Below are 16,573 nucleotides of genomic sequence, written 5' to 3'. Positions count from 1 at the left end.
GTGACTACTTCATGATTGTCCTTGTAAACCCAGTCATAGCTAACTTAAGCTTGAGCTAAATGTTACAAATTAAAATATCAATGGTCATATTCCCTGATGACTGGTATTTATATTGGGTCTTACTAAAGAACATGCTTCCTTTAACTTTCGCTGGACTACTAAGTACACCAGCTCCTACTGCACCAATCGTAGGTATCGCTTTTATGGCCCTATTTGGAATTATGGCTGTCGTAGTTGGTCCTAATTACGATGGTTTTAATGATCCAAATACATCTAAATAATTCGATTATTTAGCTAAATCAAGTGGGTAGATATGTTTTTTTCATGTTCACCCACTTTTTTTGTGTTTTATAAGATTTATATTTTGGTGAAATTATCGCTGAAATCTTTATTCTTTAAATCTCATGAGTAAGATTAATAAATAAATATGTATAGAATATTTTCTTGTATTTAAACAATGGTTTCTTGTGTGTGTATCAAAAATGTCTTTTTCACTTTTTTTTGGTTTATAACCGTTTATAACCAGTTACTAATTAATTAATTTACTCTTTTTTCTGCTATTTATAACTAGCTTTATCTATCTTTTATGGGCAATTTATTATTTGCTGGTCTAACTAGTACTCCAGCCCCAACAGCAGTTCTAGTTGGAGTTGCATCTATTGCATTATTTGCAATTGTAGGATTAATGGTTGGTCCTGACTACGATGGGATGAATGCTCCAGAGGTGAAAAAATAGATACTATAAATTTTTATATTTAATAAAATAACTAAGAATAATAAATTAATTAGTGTTCTTAGTTATTTTTTTAGATTTTTTAAATTAAATAATAGTTTATCGTAAGACATTTTATCTATTCCATTTAATGAAAAAACCTTATTATTATTCCTAAAGTGGTTAATATTTTTATAAAATAAATACCAAGACTTATCAAATTTGTTATTTATTTCTATCATACTTCTACCTCTTTCTAATTGATCTCTTTTTATTCTTCTTTTAAAACAGATAGATTTTTTATCTTCACATACAATATTTATAGATTCTTGGTAGTTTAAATCTAACCTGTGAGCAAATATTCCCTCTAATATAAGAAATTGATTTTCTCCTGTATAGTTAATGCGAATTTCTGAAACAGATGAATCTTTACTCTTAAAGTCATATTTATAAAAGGGAATTAATCTTTCTTTCTTATGTATTGATCTAAGGTTATTTTTTATTGCGCTTTTTTTGATACTCATTGGCCTATCATAAATATCATAAAGAAATTTTGAAAAAAATTTGATTAATATATTATTTCTATAGTATGAATCTGTTTTTATAACTATTGAATTATAAAATAATTTGGATAATTTATTACTTAAATATGACTTGCCAGAACCAGATGGTCCTGTAATTACAATGGTTTTCATTAATTGCTTTATTGCTTATGTTTACATACTTAAAATATAATAGTGTCTTTGTAATTATGTATTAGACAATTTTATTGTAATTAAGTTCTTCAACCGTCCAGTTTCTATTGTTAAATCTGTTTTCAATAAATCTTAGAACTAGTATTATTACAGGAATATGCATAAGTCCACCAAGTACCACGGTGATTTGGTTGTAAGGCATAATCTTTTCAATTAGATAATATCAATATACGTTATTAATCATTTGTTATCTTAATATGTATCTTTTAGTTATATAATTAATATACTATTTAGGTATAAATTACAATAATTCAGATAATTCTTGCTCGAAAAACCAATTTATTTCACCATTAGCAAGTTGAACAACTAGGCCAAATTGATTTCCATCTACCATTTTATATCCAACTAGTTTGACTGTAGGTTCTTTTCTTATAATTTCAAGAATATCTTTTGGAAGTCGATCTTTAACTTCATTTACTTCTACTCTTAAATTTTGTCCCTTTTGAAGAGTTGAAGAATCTCTGATCATAATTATGCTTCCAATTCAATCATGCATATGAATAATTCAGTTATCCAATTATTGATAGGGATAATTGATTTTCAATTCCACTATATTTAATATATTCTTGAAATTCTGATGAGTTAAATGCCTTTTGTGCAGCTGCTTTAGATTCAAATTCAACTATTACCCCTAATTGACCCCCATCCCATTCGTTCAAATCTGAATTTTGATTTACATCTTTAGCAATTATTGTTCCCCCCACTGATCTAAGCCATGGAACCACGGTTTTTACGTATTCGATGAATTGTGCGGTGCTTTCAATTTTGGCCTGTTTTAGCCAATAGCCTTTAGTTCCCATCTCATCCCTTTATCTTTTCTTTAGATTCTCTCATGGCTTAGGCGCATTTTGATGGCTAAAAGAAATTATTTAATGTTTATAACGTATAAGTATATTTACTATTGTATGTTACTTAAGCTCATTTAATTAATTGATTTTATTTATTTGTCAATTTAGATATACTTTTTAGTTTAAATTTAATTATTGTTTGTTAATATTTTAATTAATTTACAGGGTTTATTTTATCAAGATGTGCCTTTAACTGCATGGCAAGATGTTGTCGACCGACGGCTAGTACTTTTAGGGTGTCTTCATGCATCCTCAATTGGGCATCGGCAACTTGCATCCCTTTAACGAGCTCCTGTACTTCTTTGGGCAAGTTTTTAAGATCATATTTTTTATCCTCAAATGTAAGAATTGCTTCCCGTTCATTTGATGAGGTATTTGACATTTATTTAATGTATAATTTATATATAATATAGCATTTTTAAATTCTTAAAAGCTCTTAATAAATTGTTTATCGCAAAACTCTTTATATCTTCCTTGCTTGTTAATTAATTCATTATGGCTACCTACTTCGCATATTTTACCTTTCTCAATAACAGCTATTTTATCTGCCTTTTGTATAGTTGACAATCTGTGAGCGATTATCAAGACTGTTCGACTATTCATAGCTTGTTTAAGACCTTTTTGAACAGATTCCTCCGCTTCTGCATCCAAAGCACTAGTAGCTTCATCTAGTAATAAAATTGTAGGATCACCTAGTAAAGCTCTTGCAATAGATATTCTCTGTAGTTGACCTCCAGAAAGATTTGTCCCTCTTTCTTCTATATATGTTTCATAACCGTCGGTTAATTGCTCAATAAAATCATGAGCATTTGCAATTTTTGCAGCATTTACAATATTTTCTCTAGTTGTCTGCCTTCCAAATCTTATCGCTTCAGCAACTGTCCCTGAAAAGATAAATGTTTTTTGAGGAACTATACCTATTAATCTTCTTAAATAGTTGGTATTTACATTCTTTAAATTGTATTCATCAATAAATATTGAACCTTTATTAGGTTCTATGAATTTTAATATTAATGAAAAGATTGTACTTTTGCCTGCTCCCGATGGGCCAATTAAAGCAACTATTTTACCATTATCTATATCTAAACTTATATCTTGTATCACGTCATTATTATGACTATACGAAAAGAATACATTCTTAAAAGATATTTTTCCTTCTATTTTATTAGGTATAATACCTCTGTCCGATGTCGTTGTTTCTTGTGGATTATATGTTATTTCGTTTAATCTTCTTAGTGACGCCTGACCTTGCTTTAATTCGTTATAGTTTGTGGTTATATGGCTTATTGGATCAATTAATATTATTAAAGCTGTGAAATAACTTCCAAATTCTTCATTTGACATACCTCCTGTTTGGATTCTATAAGTTCCAATCGCGAGAATACTCAAAATACCTATTACTTCTAATAATCCAACTATGGGATGTTGAAGGGCTACAAGCCTAAGCATATTAAATTTAGCTTCTTTATGTAATTTAACTTGTCTATCAAAATCGTTTTGCAACCATTCTTCTACTGCAAATGCTTTAACCATTGGTAATCCTTGAATTGCCTCTGAAAGCAAACCTGCTAAAGAGCTGATTTTGTTCTGACTTTTTTCAGATGCTTTTAATACTCTTCCTCCAAAATCACTAACTAATAATGCAATTAAGGGAGCTAATATTATTGTCGCAAGTGACAAATTCCAGTCAATAAATATCATATAACCAAATACCGCTAATAATTGAAATAAAGATGGAGTCGTATCTTGAATAGATTTATAAATAACTTCGCCAACTCGATCAACATCCTCTGTAAGTCTGTATGCAATATCACCAGATGAGAGTTTTTCTATGAAAAGAATATTACTTTTTTGAAGTTTTCTAAATAATGTTGTTCGAAGATCTTGGCTTAATGCTAATGCTGGCTTTGCCAGGAGACTATCTTGTAGATATTGTGCAGTTTTTTGAATTATAAAAATAATAAGGGCTTGTAAAATTACGGTTAAAACTTGTTTTGTATTACCTTGACCAATTGCAGGTATTAACTTTCCTGATAACCATGCGAGTATTGGCCAACAAATTACGTATACAATCATGCTTATTCCACCCAGCAGCAAGAGTGGCAAATGTCCCTTGAGTCTGACTATCAGGTAAATGAAATTTATTTTGTTTTTTTGTTTCATTCCATCAAACTATCAATGTTTAATTTAAAAGCACGTAAATGAAATTGGATCAATTCATGAAATTTATTGGAATCGTTCAGACTGGAGGAGAAGCAAAATTGATTATTAAAGCAGGAAAAATATCAGTTAATGGCATAGTGGAACAAAGAAGAGGTAGAAAATTAATTGATGGTGATCAAATTATTTTTGCAAATGAAACATACATTGTTCCTAATTCTGATCCTCTAGGCCGTAAGTTGGCAAGAAGAGACAAATGAGGAGCTAGCGTGCGTAAACCGGTCATCGCAGGGAATTGGAAGATGAACATGACTTGTACTGATGCGATTGAGTACATGCGGGTATTGATCCCCTTATTGAAAGACATAGCAAAAAAAAATAGGGAAGTTGTTATAGCTCCCCCATTTACAGCTCTATACCCACTCTCTGAGTTCATTAAGGACACAAACGAATATCTTTCTTTGTCTAGCCAAAATGTTCATTGGGAGGATAGTGGAGCCTATACAGCCGAGGTGTCTCCTCTCATGCTTAACGAGCTGTCAGTTAAATGTGCAATTGTTGGACACAGCGAACCACGAAAATATTTTAGTGAAAGTGATGAGCAAATAAATAAGAGAGCCCAATCGGCTCAAGATCATCAATTAATTCCAATTGTGTGTGTTGGGGAAACTATTGAACAAAGAGAGATGGGTGAAGCAGAAAGGGTTATTAGAAGGCAAATTGATCAGGGTCTTGAAGGCATAGATGTAAAAAGGCTCATAGTCGCTTATGAACCAATTTGGGCCATAGGAACTGGTAAAACATGTGAAGCTAATGAGGCTAATAGAATTTGTGGACTAATTCGAAAATGGACTGGTTACGAAGACGTCATTATTCAATACGGTGGATCAGTTAAATCAAATAATATTGATGAGATTATGTCTATGTCAGATATTGATGGTGTATTAGTTGGTGGAGCCTCTTTAGATCCTATAAATTTTGCGAGAATTGCTAACTACGAAACAATATAGTAATTATCTACCAGAACATTGGGAAAGAGAAACCCATTTAATGGCAATAGTAAACATCACGGAAGATTCATTTAGTGATGGAGGAATTTATATTGACTTACCATCTGCAATTAATCATTCATCATTATGCATTAAACATGGAGCACATATTTTAGATATTGGTGCACAGAGCACCCGACCTGGCGCATCTGAGGTTGGAACAGAAATTGAAATTAATAGATTGGTTCCTTTAATAAGAGAATTAAAATTATTACACCCCGAGATTCCAATTTCTGTAGACACATTTCATCATTCTGTTGCTGAGAAAGTATTAAATGTTGGTGCAGACTGGATTAATGATATTAGTGGTGGTCGTCATGATCCTGAAATCTTAAGTGTTATTGCTGATAAAGGTTGTCCATATATTTTGACGCATAGTCGTGGAAATAGTATGACAATGGACTCATTAGCTAAATATACAAACGTTGTCAAAGATGTAAAAAATGAATTATCAAATCAAATAGATTTAGCATTATCTAAAGGTGTTAAAAATGAACAAATTATAATTGATCCTGGAATAGGTTTTGCAAAGAATGTCGATCAAAACTTAATTTTGCTGAAAAATATAGAGCAATTTGTTTCTATGAATTATCCAGTTTTAATAGGAGCTTCTAGAAAAAGATTTATTGGGTCAGTTATAAATGAACCTGACCCTTCAAAAAGAATATTTGGAACATCAGCGGTGGTTTCTAGATGTGTGATTGCTGGAGTTGATATTTTACGAGTTCATGATGTTAAACAAATTTCACAGGTTATAATAATGACAAAATCAATTATTTAATATTTAACTAATCTTCTGTATTAACTCCTTCAATTCTATCTTCTACTTCTTGATAAAGTTCTTTTAATTGCTCAATGTTTTCATCGGATGTTTCCCAATATCCTCTCCCATTAACTTCCAATAATGTACCAACTATTCTTCTAAAACTATGAGGATTCAATTCCATTAATCTTTTTCTCATCTCTGGATCATTTATAAAAGTTTCATTAGATTCTTCATATACAAAATTATCAACTTGTCCACTAGTTGCACTCCATCCTAACGTGTAGTTAAGTCTATTAGATACCTCTCTTACGCCCTCATAACCAGACTTGAGCATTCCTTCGTACCATTTTGGGTTAAGTAATTTTGTTCTAGAATCCAATCTAATAGTTTCACTTAATGATCTGACCTGAGCATTGGCTGTAGTTGTGTCTGCTATATAACTACTTGGAGCTTTACCATCATCTCTAAGGTTTTTAATTAAATTTGTCGGATCAGAATCAAAATAATGACTTACATCTGTTAAGGATATTTCTGATGAATCAAGGTTTTGAAATGTAACGTCAGCTGTTTTCATGACTGATTCAAATACATCTCTGTTTTGATTCATTTCTCCTGGATTATCAGCGTTGAAAGCATAAGTTTTCCTTGAAAGGTACATTTCTTGTAACTCATTTTCTTCTTCCCATGTTGAATTTTCGACTGCCAAATTGACATTCGAGCTATAACTTCCGCTTGCATTTGAGAAAACTCTGCTTGCAGATTCCCTAATACTTTTCCCTTCCTTTTCTGCCTGTTCGAGAGCATGTTTTCTTACGAAATTTTGATCAAGTGGTTCATCTGCTTCCGCAGCCATCTTTACCGCTTGATCAATCAATGCCATTTGATTAATAAACAAATCTCTAAATACACCAGAACAGTTCACTACCACATCAATTCTTGGTCTTCCTAATTCTTCAAGTGATAGGAGCTCTAATTTATTTACTCTTCCAACAGAGTCTGGCTTTGGTTTTACACCTACAAACCAAAGGATTTGAGCAAGTGATTCTCCATACGTTTTTATATTGTCTGTACCCCAAAGTACGCAAGCAATAGTTTCAGGCCATGTTCCTTGCTCCTCTTTTTGTCTTTCAATAAGTTTGTCAACTACACCTTTAGCTGATGCCACAGCCGCTATTGTTGGTATCGATTGTGGATCTAAGGCATGAATGTTTTTGCCACTTGGTAATACTCCAGGGTTCCTTATAGGATCTCCTCCTGGGCCAGGAATAACATAATCACCGTCTAGAGCTTTTAAAAGGCTTTCCATTTCTTTATCTGCACATATCTGCTCTAAGCAAAATCTCAAATAATCAAACAATTTATCTAGTGAACTTGTATTTACATTCTCAAAACCTGCTTTCTTAGCCGATGCTTGCCATGGTGATGGGATTGAGAAGCCGATACCTCTTAAGAACTCAACAATTAGTGTCCAAATATTCTTCTTCATATTTACTCTCCCATCCCTTCCTGTTAGAGACTTAACCATTGAGCCAACAGCGTCTCTTGATGTCTCTGTAATTAACTTATTAAGTTCAACATCTTCTAATTTACCCTTGTTATTACCTTCATAAACTTCTTCGATTGTTTTTCCTTTTGATTCAGCTAATAAACCTGGTAATGATCTGATTCCATCATTCTCTCTTTCTATGGATGCGATACTTACCAAAGTTGCAATAGCTTCTTCAGCAGTAGCTGGTTTTCCAATAGTGTGCAATCCGCAAGGTAATAATCGACTTTCAATTTCCATTAATTGTTTATAAACATTTCCGACGACCAAATCTCTTTCTTCTATTTCTAATTCGGAGGCATCTTTTTCAGGAAGTTTTACATCTTCATCAAGATTACATTTCTTTGATGTTTCAACTATTGCGTTAACAATTTGAATTCCTCTTCCACTTTCACGTAATTGTTGATAAGAACCAACTAATTCTCCAAGTTCTTTGAGACCTTTATATAGTCCTGCATTTTCAGCTGGGGGAGTTAAATAGCTAATTGTTGAGGCATAACCTCTTCTTTTGGCGATTGTCGCTTCCGAAGGATTATTTGCTGCGTAGTAATAAAGATTAGGTAAACCTCCAATTAAAGAATCGGGATAACAAGTCTCACTCATACCCATTTGTTTTCCAGGCATGAATTCAAGAGATCCGTGGGTTCCAAAATGAAGAACAGCATCTGCCTTCCAAACTTTTTCTAAATAAGTGTAATAAGCGGCAAAACCATGATGAGGACTAGCACTTCTGGAGTAAAGCAATCTCATTGGATCACCTTCATATCCAAAAGTTGGTTGTACTCCAACAAATACATTCCCAAATTCTTTTCCATATATAAGAAGATTTTGTCCATCACTATTTAAGTTTCCCGGTGGTTTTCCCCAATTCTCTTCAAGCCTCTCAGAATATGGAGTTAATTTTTCATATTCATTGACAGTCATTCGATGAGCTATGGATAGTTCAGGAGAACCTTGTAAAGCCTCAGGATCATTTATTAATGTTTCCATCAATGCTTTTGGATTCTTAGGTAAATCTTTTATGTCATAACCTTTTTGCTTCATTTCTTCTAAAACTCTATAAATAGAGCCAAAAACGTCTAAGTAAGCAGCTGTTCCAACATTTCCTTTGTCAGGCGGAAAACTAAATACAGTGATAGCTAATTTCTTCTGGTCACGTTTTTTAATTCTTAGTGATGACCATCTAATAGCCCTCTCAGCTATTGCATCTACTCTGTCTTGAAGTGTATGAGCTTTGCCAGTGGCATCGTCTCGACCAGATAAAACTATTGGCTCAATAGCACCATCTAATTCAGGAATTGCAATCTGAAGTGCAACTTGAACTGGATGAAGACCTAGATCACTGCCTTCCCATTCTTGTGTAGTTTGGAAAACAAGTGGCAGAGCAACCATGTAAGGTCGATTAAGCTTTTTTAAAGCCTCGACTGCTTTTGGATGATCTTGCCTTGCAGGGCCTCCTACAAGTGCAAAACCTGTAAGAGATACAACTCCGTCCACAATTGGTGTGTCAGTGTTGATTGGATCGTAATAAAACTCATTAACTGGCTTAGAAAAATCTAATCCACCACAAAAAATGGGTATGACTGTTGCTCCCCTATATTCCAGTTCTTGAATTACTGCAACGTAGTGTGCATCATCTCCAGTAACAATATGACTTCTTTGGAGTACAAGACCAATTACTGGACCTTCTTTAGCCTTATTTGATAGGTCATCTCTAGAAGATGTCCAATTGAGATATTCTTTTTTATCTTCAAACATATTTGGCGCTAAAGGGTGCCAAATTCCTAAATCAGGGAAAACTTCAGGCTCTGCAATTTCAACTTTTTCTTTTTCTAGATTAAGTTCTGGAAATACATATTTATCTCCAAGCATTAGTAGGAAGTTTCTTAGATTATCAGGAGTACCGCCTAACCAATACTGAAAACTAAGCATAAAACTTCGAGCGTCTTGTGCCTTGTCTACTGGAAGATATTTAAGAATTGAAGGAAGAGTATTTAGAAGTTTCAACATTGAATCTTGAAAGCCAGCTCCGCCAGCTTCTTTCCTCTTCTTCATAAAATCGCCAATTATGCTTTTGCTTTGACCTAACTGGGCCATAGAAAAAGTTCCCAATTTGTTCAATCGCATCACTTCAGGCATTGATGGAAAAACCACCGCCGCTTTAAGCTTTTCCTTATGAGGTTCGACTGCTTCAACAACTTTTTGCGCCAAATCTTCAATAAAAATCAGTGAAGCTACAAATAAATCAGCTTTTTCTATATCTTTTTTAAAGCTTTCATAATTAGTTGTATCTCTAAGTTCCTCAATTAAATATCCATTAAGTTCAATTCCAATAGGACCATTTTGTGAATTTAAAGAGTTTGCAGCTTGAGTAAGAGCATTTTGATATTGAGGCTCAAGAACCACATAAACAGCTTTCATCACTGCTTTATGGCTGTGATTCTCAACAGGTGAAACTCTGCGATTGGCTGAGCGAACCTGTGTAAACATCTTTTCTTCTATCGGAATTCGACCAAGCCTAGTGTTCAGTGGTCCTTTAGTGTGTTATTTAGTTAATGCCTGTTACAAGGGATATCAAATATGATTATAAAAAAAGAAATTCAATGAGTTCTGCTAATCAATCAATACCAGTTTTAGTTGCAGGAGCTTTAGGTCGAATGGGATCTGAGGTTATTAAAGCAATTATTTCATCCAAAGATTTTCAACTTGTTGGCGCAATTGATAACCAAAAAGATAAAGAAGGTCAAGACGTAGGACCATTAATAGGTTTAGACCCACTTGATGTATTCCTTTCAAGCGATTTTGAAGGTTCTTTGTGTGCTGCAAGTCAGAATGTTCCTAAAGATGGTTCAAATAAAGGAGCTGTTCTAGTTGATTTCACGCATCCTAAAGTTGCTTATAAACACACCCGTACATCAATTGCGTATGGTGTTCATCCAGTAATTGGTACTACAGGAATAACAACAGATCAATTAGATGATCTTTCAATATTTGCAGAAAAGGCTTCTCTTGGTTCGGCTATTATTCCTAACTTTTCAGTAGGTATGGTTTTGCTGCAGCAAGCTGCCGCAGCGGCGGCTCGTTTTTATGAGTTCGCTGAATTGACAGAAATGCATCACAACAAAAAAGCTGATGCTCCAAGTGGAACATGCATTAAAACAGCTGAATTGATTGAGGAGCAACGTACATCTTTTAACAAACCCTTAGTAAAAGAAGAAGAATCTATCGATGGTTCTCGAGGTGGATCTCGTCCTAGCGGCTTGAGACTTCATTCTGTAAGATTACCCGGTCTTGTTGCTCATCAACAAGTCATGTTTGGTTCTAATGGAGAGACTTATGAGTTAGCTCACAACACTATTGATCGTTCTGCTTATATGCCTGGAGTGCTATTAGTTGTTAAAAAAATCAGATCATTCAATAAATTGATTTATGGACTAGAAAAAATCCTATAATTATTAATACATATGTTATTTCCTATTAAGCAAAATGAGATAAATAAGTTGATCCCTTCAGTAGCAACAGGGAAGCAATTTAATTCAGCCTTGGGAAATCCTCAGAAAATTTTTCAACGGATTATGATCTCAGCAATTGGAGGTGTAATTACGCTATTAATTAGTCAAAGTCAAGTAACAAGTCAATTTTACTCATTATGGTTGGTTTTAGGAGTAGTTTTCCTTTTATATATATTATGGGGGCCAATACTTGAAGCTAGCAGAAAAAATTCAAAGTTTAAAAGTTTCTCTTTTTCAGCACTAGTTGATGGATATATTTCTGATGTTTATGTAGAAGATAGGATAGAAAAACAACAGGAACAAGCTAATAAAGATGGAAGGTTAGAGGTATTGGAGAAAAAAAGAACTTGGGTCGTTTTAGATATAGAAGATGAGGACGGTTTTGTAGGTAATATTAGTTTTCCTTTGCAAAATAAGTTCAATATACTCACTAAGGGAATGAGGATTAACTGTGTTGTTTTTAGTAATAGAAGAGATTTTGATAGTATTCAAGCGATAAGCGATGCATGGTGTCCAGAAATAAATTTATGGGTAGGATCTTATCCATTCCTTCTTCGTCCAGCATTTGAAGAATTTGTAAATATGAGAATTTTAAATTAAAGTTAAAATGTAAAAAATGATATAATATAATTTATGAATATAGCAATTATTGGTTCTGGATTAACAGGATCTTTGGCAGCAATATCATTAGCACATGCTGGTTGTAGAGTTGATCTATATGAGAGATTATCGGATGAAGAACTTATAAATAGAGATCGAACATACGCTATCACACATTCCTCTAGAAAATTATTAGAAAAAGTTGGGATATGGTCTCGATTAGTTTCCCATTTGATTCCATTTCAGTATCTAAATGTAATTGATTATGAAATAAATAAAAAGTTTCAATTTCTTATTGAAGATTTAAGTATTGAAAACCGAAATTATTTAGCAGTTGGTTGGATTGCAGAACATAAAAATATAATGCTATCAATTTTAGAAGTAATATCACGAATTGAAAATATTAATAAAATCCCTACATCTGTAATACCTAATACAAATAATTATGACCTTATTGTTGCCGCAGATGGATCAAATTCTACTACAAAAAAGAAACTTAAAACCCCCTCATTTAATTTTAATTATGATCAAATGTGTATTACCGCAAAGGTTTTATTAAGAGGTGTAAAGTCTAATGAAGCATTTGAAATTTTAAATTCAGAAGGTCCATTTGCTGTTTTACCTCTGGGTGGCGATTTATTTCAATTAATATGTAGTCAATCTATGTTAAAAGGTTCTTATAATATTAGTTTATCTAAATCATTATTTTTAGACTATTTATCAACACTTCTACCATACGGTATCGAACTAGATACTATTGTCGACAAACCTAGTTCATTTCCAATAAATTTTGTGTTTAACTATTCTTTTTTTTCAGGTAAATTTATTTATTTAGGAGAAACTGCTCACAAATTACATCCTGTAGGTGGGCAAGGATTAAATCTATGTTGGAGAGATGTCGATTGCCTTTCAAAATTAATTTCTATTTCATTTTTAAAAAATAATCATTCTTTTATTCCATTTATATATTCAATTTCAAGAATAGTTGATGTTTTATCAATATCTATCTTAACTGATAGTTTGGTTAGATATTCTAGAAGTAACATTAATATCTTCTTACTGCCAAGGAAATTTATTTTCTATATTTTAAAAAAATCTGCTTTTCTTAGAAAACATATTATTAATATAATGACTAATGGATTATAGCTAATCTTATATATAAATGATAACTACTAATAGCTCTATTGATAAACCCTCCGAGGATTTGTGTAATTTTATTATTGATAAACTTGGCATAAGTCAGAGTGCATTAGAATTAGGTATAAAAAGATCTTCTTTGGAAAATACTCCATTACCTATAGTCATGTGGAGTTATGGGTTGATAACTTTAACTCAACTAAAGATAATACTTATGTGGCTAAAAGATAATTAATACTGGATTAAACTTTCTACAAACAAATTAGTATCTAAATTCTTTCTCCCTTTGAGTTCGGTAAGCTCTACAAGAAAAGCGTATCCTATTAAATTACCTCCTGCTTCTCTGATTAACTTGCCTGCACAAGCAGCGGTTCCTCCTGTCGCTAGCAAATCATCTATAACAATGATTTTGCTATCTTTTTCAAATGAATTCTGCTGGATTTCTAATCTGTCTTCACCATACTCAAGCTTATAATTAAGACCGATTACTTTTCCTGGTAATTTATTAGGTTTTCTAATAGGAATAAAACCAACCTCATATTTAAATGCTAACGCTGATGCAGAAATAAATCCTCTGGATTCTATGCCAGCTATATAATCTGGATTCGTAGTAGAAATTAGCTTTTGTAGAGGTAACATTAATTCATTCCATATCTTCGGCTTTTTATATATGGGGTTAATGTCTTTGAAGACTATTCCTTCTTTTGGAAAATCATTTATTTCATTTATATATTTTTTTAAGTTTTCCATTCTTTACCAATATTGGTGTGCGGTTTTATAAAACTAACAATAAACCTAGCTAATCTACCAACTCCTGTCATTATTTAAAGTATGAATAAATCAAATTTAGTTACTACGCATAATGCATACGTCAATAATGGCTCAAAATATCATGACACTACTGTTGACAAGACTTTTGTTAATTCCGCCATCGCAAATGATACTCCAAGAAAACTTGATTTTTTGATTCTAGTTATTGAAACCCTACAAATCAATGCTAACGATTCCCTATTATTGAAAGCCAAGGATATTGGCTTGTCTGATGATTTTTCTAATAGAGTTAAATTTTGGAAATTGAGATGTTCTAACCCTTTAAGGAATACATATTCATTTTCATCTATGTCATCTGATCAGATTAATTCTCTTGTTAAACTTATTTCTACTATGGCAGAAAATCTCTACCCCCTTATTAGGCAATTACTTTCCTCAAAAGAATCTAAGTCTCTTAATGAAGAGCGATGGTCATTATTTACTAATCGTCTTAAGTCACTTATTCGCGAACGGATGAATATTCAACGTAGTTATATTGCATCCTTATTAAGCAATGAAAATAATGACTTTTTTAGAAATTTATTAGTTATTCTCTCTCTCTCCTGTGGAAAAGGAGGAGCTAATAGATTAAAAGCTTCTTTGTATCATCAATTATAGAATAAAAAATGATTAATTTATCTTATAGATTTGATCAAAACTCATCTTCCCTAGAGATATCGGGAATGCCAGATGTATCAAATGGAGACTCTGAAGATACTATCGGTATTTTATCTTCATGGACATTGAAAATTATTGGCTCACCTGTATTGGAGGGAGAGAAAGATCATCTTGATAATTTGATGCAAGTAATTCTTCAATATTCAAGATCGTATATCTCCGGAATACGTAAAACATTTATATCTAATAAAAAAATTGTTAAGCTATCGCCTTTCGGTATTAGTCATAAATTATTACTAAATAGTACAAAGGAAGGAGTTAAGCCTTTAGAAATTATTTTAGACGACTCTGAATTGTCCGATCTAACAAGATGTCTAGATCTTTTAAGATTTGATCCTAGATTTAATATTAAATGGGATATCAAGCAAGAAAAACCCTTTAGCAAGAGATATATTCTTACTAATATTTCTAATTCTAAGAAAAATTTTAATTTCATTTATGCTCTTATTCTATTTCTATTAACTAGCAGTTTGTTAGTATTCATTCCAACAAATAATAAATATGAGTTAAGAGATTCTAGTATTAATTCTCAATCTTTATCGGATGAAATCGAATAATAATTAAACCATAGTAACTTACTTTTTAACTTTACTTTTTTATATAGTTAGCTATATAAAATTATTACATAATTGATAACAATCGATATAGCAAATACCAAGGATTTATATAGCTGAAAATATTCTCCAATAACTGAAAAAATCAACTAGAATTTATAAAAATTTAATTAAAATGAAACTTTCAATTTACGATAGAGAAAAAATAGATATTGCTGACGATCATATCTTCTATCAACAGCCTAGATATGTTCACCACCTAAGCTATTCATTCAGAACCCGCCTTACTAAGTTATATGCAGAGTATTTACTTAATCATTACGTAATTCTAGATTTAATGAGTAGTTGGGTAAGCCATTTACCTTCGAATATTAGATATAAAAAAGTTATTGGTCATGGAATGAATGAATCTGAATTAAGTTCAAATAAAAGGCTTGATAGTTTCTGGGTCCAAAATTTAAATATCAAGCAGAATATGCCAATAGAGGATTCTTCTGTTGATGTTGGATTAATTGTTGCTGGATGGCAATATCTTCAATATCCAGAAAAAGTTTCATTAGAACTATCAAGGATTATCAAATCTGATTCATTATTGATTATTTCTTTTACTAATCGAGCATTCTGGACTAAAGCTCCGAACATCTGGACTTATTCGTCAGAGAAAAATAGAATTGAATATGTGAATAATGTACTTAGTGCTAATGGATGGAGGATTGAAAGAATTTACAATGAAAAAACTCATGATAAAAAGCTTTTTGGATTTTACTCCGTAGAGAGTGATCCTTTTTTTTCCGTTATTGCAAGAAACAATAAGTCTAATTACTGAACTAGTATTTATTAATAGTTATATTTAGTATTAGTGCACAATAAAATTTTTTATGTCCTGTTCTCTAATTAAATTTAGTTCTGAAGATTGTGGAACTTGTCACAGGATGAGCTTCTTTGATTCTAAAGTTGCAAATGAATTAGGTATTGAATTTATTAGCGTAAAGCTACAAGATACATTGGTTTATAGAAAATATAGACCAATACTATTAAAACAATATCCAACAAAAGAAGGTATGGGCTGGCCGACTTATCTATTGGTTAATGAACCTGATGGAGAATTTGAAATTATAGGTGAACTAAAAGGAGGAATTGCTAAAGGTGATTTTAGAGAGAGACTTTCTAAACTATTATCTAGTTGATCTCCTAATTAATTGACTGGTTGCATCAATCCACCACTTCCAGAGTCAGAATCATCATCATCGTTTCCTGCATCTACAGTCAAAAGTGTATATATTCCTATAGCTAAAATACTTATCATTCCGCTAAACAGACTTAATCCATATTGGTTATTACTGATTTCTAATACTTCACCCAAGGTAATAATACTCAAATTTTGGTGACTATAGCAATTTTTTAGTTTAAAAACGTCAGCATCAACCAATTGAAAAATTGACATGC

The 16,573-nt window shown here is 32.2% G+C and carries 22 protein-coding genes; 13 read left to right on the top strand and 9 right to left on the bottom strand.

Translation table 11 applies throughout. The features are described 5' to 3' along the window. Positions 1-59 precede the first annotated feature (59 nt). A complete protein-coding gene (locus O5633_RS02090; RefSeq protein WP_269610393.1) occupies positions 60-281 on the top strand; it encodes a hypothetical protein in 222 nt (73 codons plus the stop codon). A gap of 305 nt (positions 282-586) precedes the next feature. Then, positions 587-736: a hypothetical protein gene (locus O5633_RS02085; protein WP_011823748.1), complete on the top strand. Its 150-nt coding sequence runs from the start codon at positions 587-589 to the stop codon at positions 734-736. Between the two features lie 62 nt (positions 737-798). On the opposite strand, the gene O5633_RS02080 is transcribed toward O5633_RS02085, so the two are convergent. From O5633_RS02080 to O5633_RS02055, 6 genes are all read right to left on the bottom strand, one after another. Further along, positions 799-1,407, bottom strand: coding sequence for a uridine kinase family protein (locus O5633_RS02080; RefSeq protein WP_269610391.1), 609 nt, complete (start codon positions 1,405-1,407; stop codon positions 799-801). 61 nt (positions 1,408-1,468) lie between these two features. Further along, positions 1,469-1,609, bottom strand: coding sequence for a hypothetical protein (locus O5633_RS02075; protein WP_269610389.1), 141 nt, complete (start codon positions 1,607-1,609; stop codon positions 1,469-1,471). A gap of 99 nt (positions 1,610-1,708) precedes the next feature. After that, on the bottom strand, positions 1,709-1,936 hold the full coding sequence (locus tag O5633_RS02070; protein WP_269610388.1) for a DUF2862 domain-containing protein: 228 nt from the start codon (positions 1,934-1,936) through the stop codon (positions 1,709-1,711). A 40-nt stretch (positions 1,937-1,976) separates the two neighbouring features. After that, positions 1,977-2,267 (bottom strand): DUF1330 domain-containing protein, encoded by a 291-nt coding sequence (locus O5633_RS02065; protein ID WP_269605681.1) that lies wholly within the window; start codon positions 2,265-2,267, stop codon positions 1,977-1,979. A gap of 202 nt (positions 2,268-2,469) precedes the next feature. Further along, on the bottom strand, positions 2,470-2,697 hold the full coding sequence (locus tag O5633_RS02060; protein ID WP_269610387.1) for a DUF6447 family protein: 228 nt from the start codon (positions 2,695-2,697) through the stop codon (positions 2,470-2,472). A 44-nt stretch (positions 2,698-2,741) separates the two neighbouring features. After that, positions 2,742-4,478: an ABC transporter ATP-binding protein gene (locus O5633_RS02055; RefSeq protein WP_269610386.1), complete on the bottom strand. Its 1,737-nt coding sequence runs from the start codon at positions 4,476-4,478 to the stop codon at positions 2,742-2,744. 38 nt (positions 4,479-4,516) lie between these two features. On the opposite strand from O5633_RS02055, the gene O5633_RS02050 reads away from it, so the two are divergent. From O5633_RS02050 to folP, 3 genes are read left to right on the top strand one after another with little or no spacing between them, the layout of a single operon-like run. Beyond that, the gene (locus tag O5633_RS02050) at positions 4,517-4,735 is read left to right on the top strand and encodes an RNA-binding S4 domain-containing protein (protein ID WP_269610385.1); all 219 of its coding nucleotides are present in this window, start codon (positions 4,517-4,519) and stop codon (positions 4,733-4,735) included. A 9-nt stretch (positions 4,736-4,744) separates the two neighbouring features. Beyond that, positions 4,745-5,485 carry a triose-phosphate isomerase gene (gene tpiA, locus O5633_RS02045; RefSeq protein ID WP_269610383.1) on the top strand — a complete coding sequence of 247 codons (741 nt, stop codon included), beginning with the start codon at positions 4,745-4,747 and terminating at the stop codon, positions 5,483-5,485. Between the two features lie 40 nt (positions 5,486-5,525). After that, positions 5,526-6,305, top strand: coding sequence for a dihydropteroate synthase (gene folP / locus O5633_RS02040; protein ID WP_269610382.1), 780 nt, complete (start codon positions 5,526-5,528; stop codon positions 6,303-6,305). 7 nt (positions 6,306-6,312) lie between these two features. On the opposite strand, the gene O5633_RS02035 is transcribed toward folP, so the two are convergent. Further along, positions 6,313-10,326, bottom strand: a complete 4,014-nt coding sequence (locus O5633_RS02035; RefSeq protein WP_269610381.1) for a magnesium chelatase subunit H — start codon at positions 10,324-10,326, stop codon at positions 6,313-6,315. A 113-nt stretch (positions 10,327-10,439) separates the two neighbouring features. Between O5633_RS02035 and dapB the strand changes: the two genes are divergently transcribed. Genes dapB through O5633_RS02015 form a run of 4 tightly spaced genes read left to right on the top strand, consistent with a single transcriptional unit; the run spans position 10,440 to position 13,320 of the window. Continuing rightward, complete coding sequence (dapB, locus tag O5633_RS02030; protein ID WP_269610380.1) at positions 10,440-11,288, top strand: 4-hydroxy-tetrahydrodipicolinate reductase; 849 nt, start codon at positions 10,440-10,442, stop codon at positions 11,286-11,288. Between the two features lie 12 nt (positions 11,289-11,300). Continuing rightward, on the top strand, positions 11,301-11,948 hold the full coding sequence (locus tag O5633_RS02025; protein WP_269610379.1) for a hypothetical protein: 648 nt from the start codon (positions 11,301-11,303) through the stop codon (positions 11,946-11,948). Between the two features lie 33 nt (positions 11,949-11,981). Then, positions 11,982-13,094 carry an FAD-dependent monooxygenase gene (locus O5633_RS02020; RefSeq protein WP_269610377.1) on the top strand — a complete coding sequence of 371 codons (1,113 nt, stop codon included), beginning with the start codon at positions 11,982-11,984 and terminating at the stop codon, positions 13,092-13,094. A gap of 16 nt (positions 13,095-13,110) precedes the next feature. After that, positions 13,111-13,320, top strand: a complete 210-nt coding sequence (locus O5633_RS02015) for a DUF2949 domain-containing protein (RefSeq protein ID WP_269610376.1) — start codon at positions 13,111-13,113, stop codon at positions 13,318-13,320. Here the strand turns inward: O5633_RS02015 and O5633_RS02010 are convergent. Then, a complete protein-coding gene (locus tag O5633_RS02010) occupies positions 13,317-13,835 on the bottom strand; it encodes an adenine phosphoribosyltransferase (protein ID WP_269610375.1) in 519 nt (172 codons plus the stop codon). The two genes, O5633_RS02015 and O5633_RS02010, sit on opposite strands and share 4 nt — an antisense overlap. 81 nt (positions 13,836-13,916) lie before the next feature. Here O5633_RS02010 and O5633_RS02005 point away from each other — a divergent pair, with 81 nt between their 5' ends. From O5633_RS02005 to O5633_RS01990, 4 genes are all read left to right on the top strand, one after another. Beyond that, positions 13,917-14,513: a DUF3038 domain-containing protein gene (locus tag O5633_RS02005; RefSeq protein ID WP_269610374.1), complete on the top strand. Its 597-nt coding sequence runs from the start codon at positions 13,917-13,919 to the stop codon at positions 14,511-14,513. Between the two features lie 8 nt (positions 14,514-14,521). After that, a complete protein-coding gene (locus O5633_RS02000) occupies positions 14,522-15,130 on the top strand; it encodes a DUF4335 domain-containing protein (protein ID WP_269610372.1) in 609 nt (202 codons plus the stop codon). A 172-nt stretch (positions 15,131-15,302) separates the two neighbouring features. Further along, positions 15,303-15,953 carry an SAM-dependent methyltransferase gene (locus O5633_RS01995; protein WP_269610370.1) on the top strand — a complete coding sequence of 217 codons (651 nt, stop codon included), beginning with the start codon at positions 15,303-15,305 and terminating at the stop codon, positions 15,951-15,953. A 52-nt stretch (positions 15,954-16,005) separates the two neighbouring features. Further along, positions 16,006-16,314: a TlpA family protein disulfide reductase gene (locus O5633_RS01990; RefSeq protein ID WP_269610369.1), complete on the top strand. Its 309-nt coding sequence runs from the start codon at positions 16,006-16,008 to the stop codon at positions 16,312-16,314. An 8-nt stretch (positions 16,315-16,322) separates the two neighbouring features. Here the strand turns inward: O5633_RS01990 and O5633_RS01985 are convergent, their stop codons facing one another. Then, on the bottom strand, positions 16,323-16,571 hold the full coding sequence (locus tag O5633_RS01985) for a hypothetical protein (protein WP_269610368.1): 249 nt from the start codon (positions 16,569-16,571) through the stop codon (positions 16,323-16,325). Between the last annotated feature and the right edge of the window lie 2 nt (positions 16,572-16,573).

The sequence above is a fragment of the Prochlorococcus marinus str. MIT 1013 genome, assembly GCF_027359395.1.
GTDB classification, from domain to species: Bacteria; Cyanobacteriota; Cyanobacteriia; order PCC-6307; family Cyanobiaceae; genus Prochlorococcus_B; species Prochlorococcus_B marinus_E.
The sequence above is the reverse complement of the archived record's forward strand: the minus strand, read 5'-3'. Positions and strand labels throughout refer to the sequence as shown.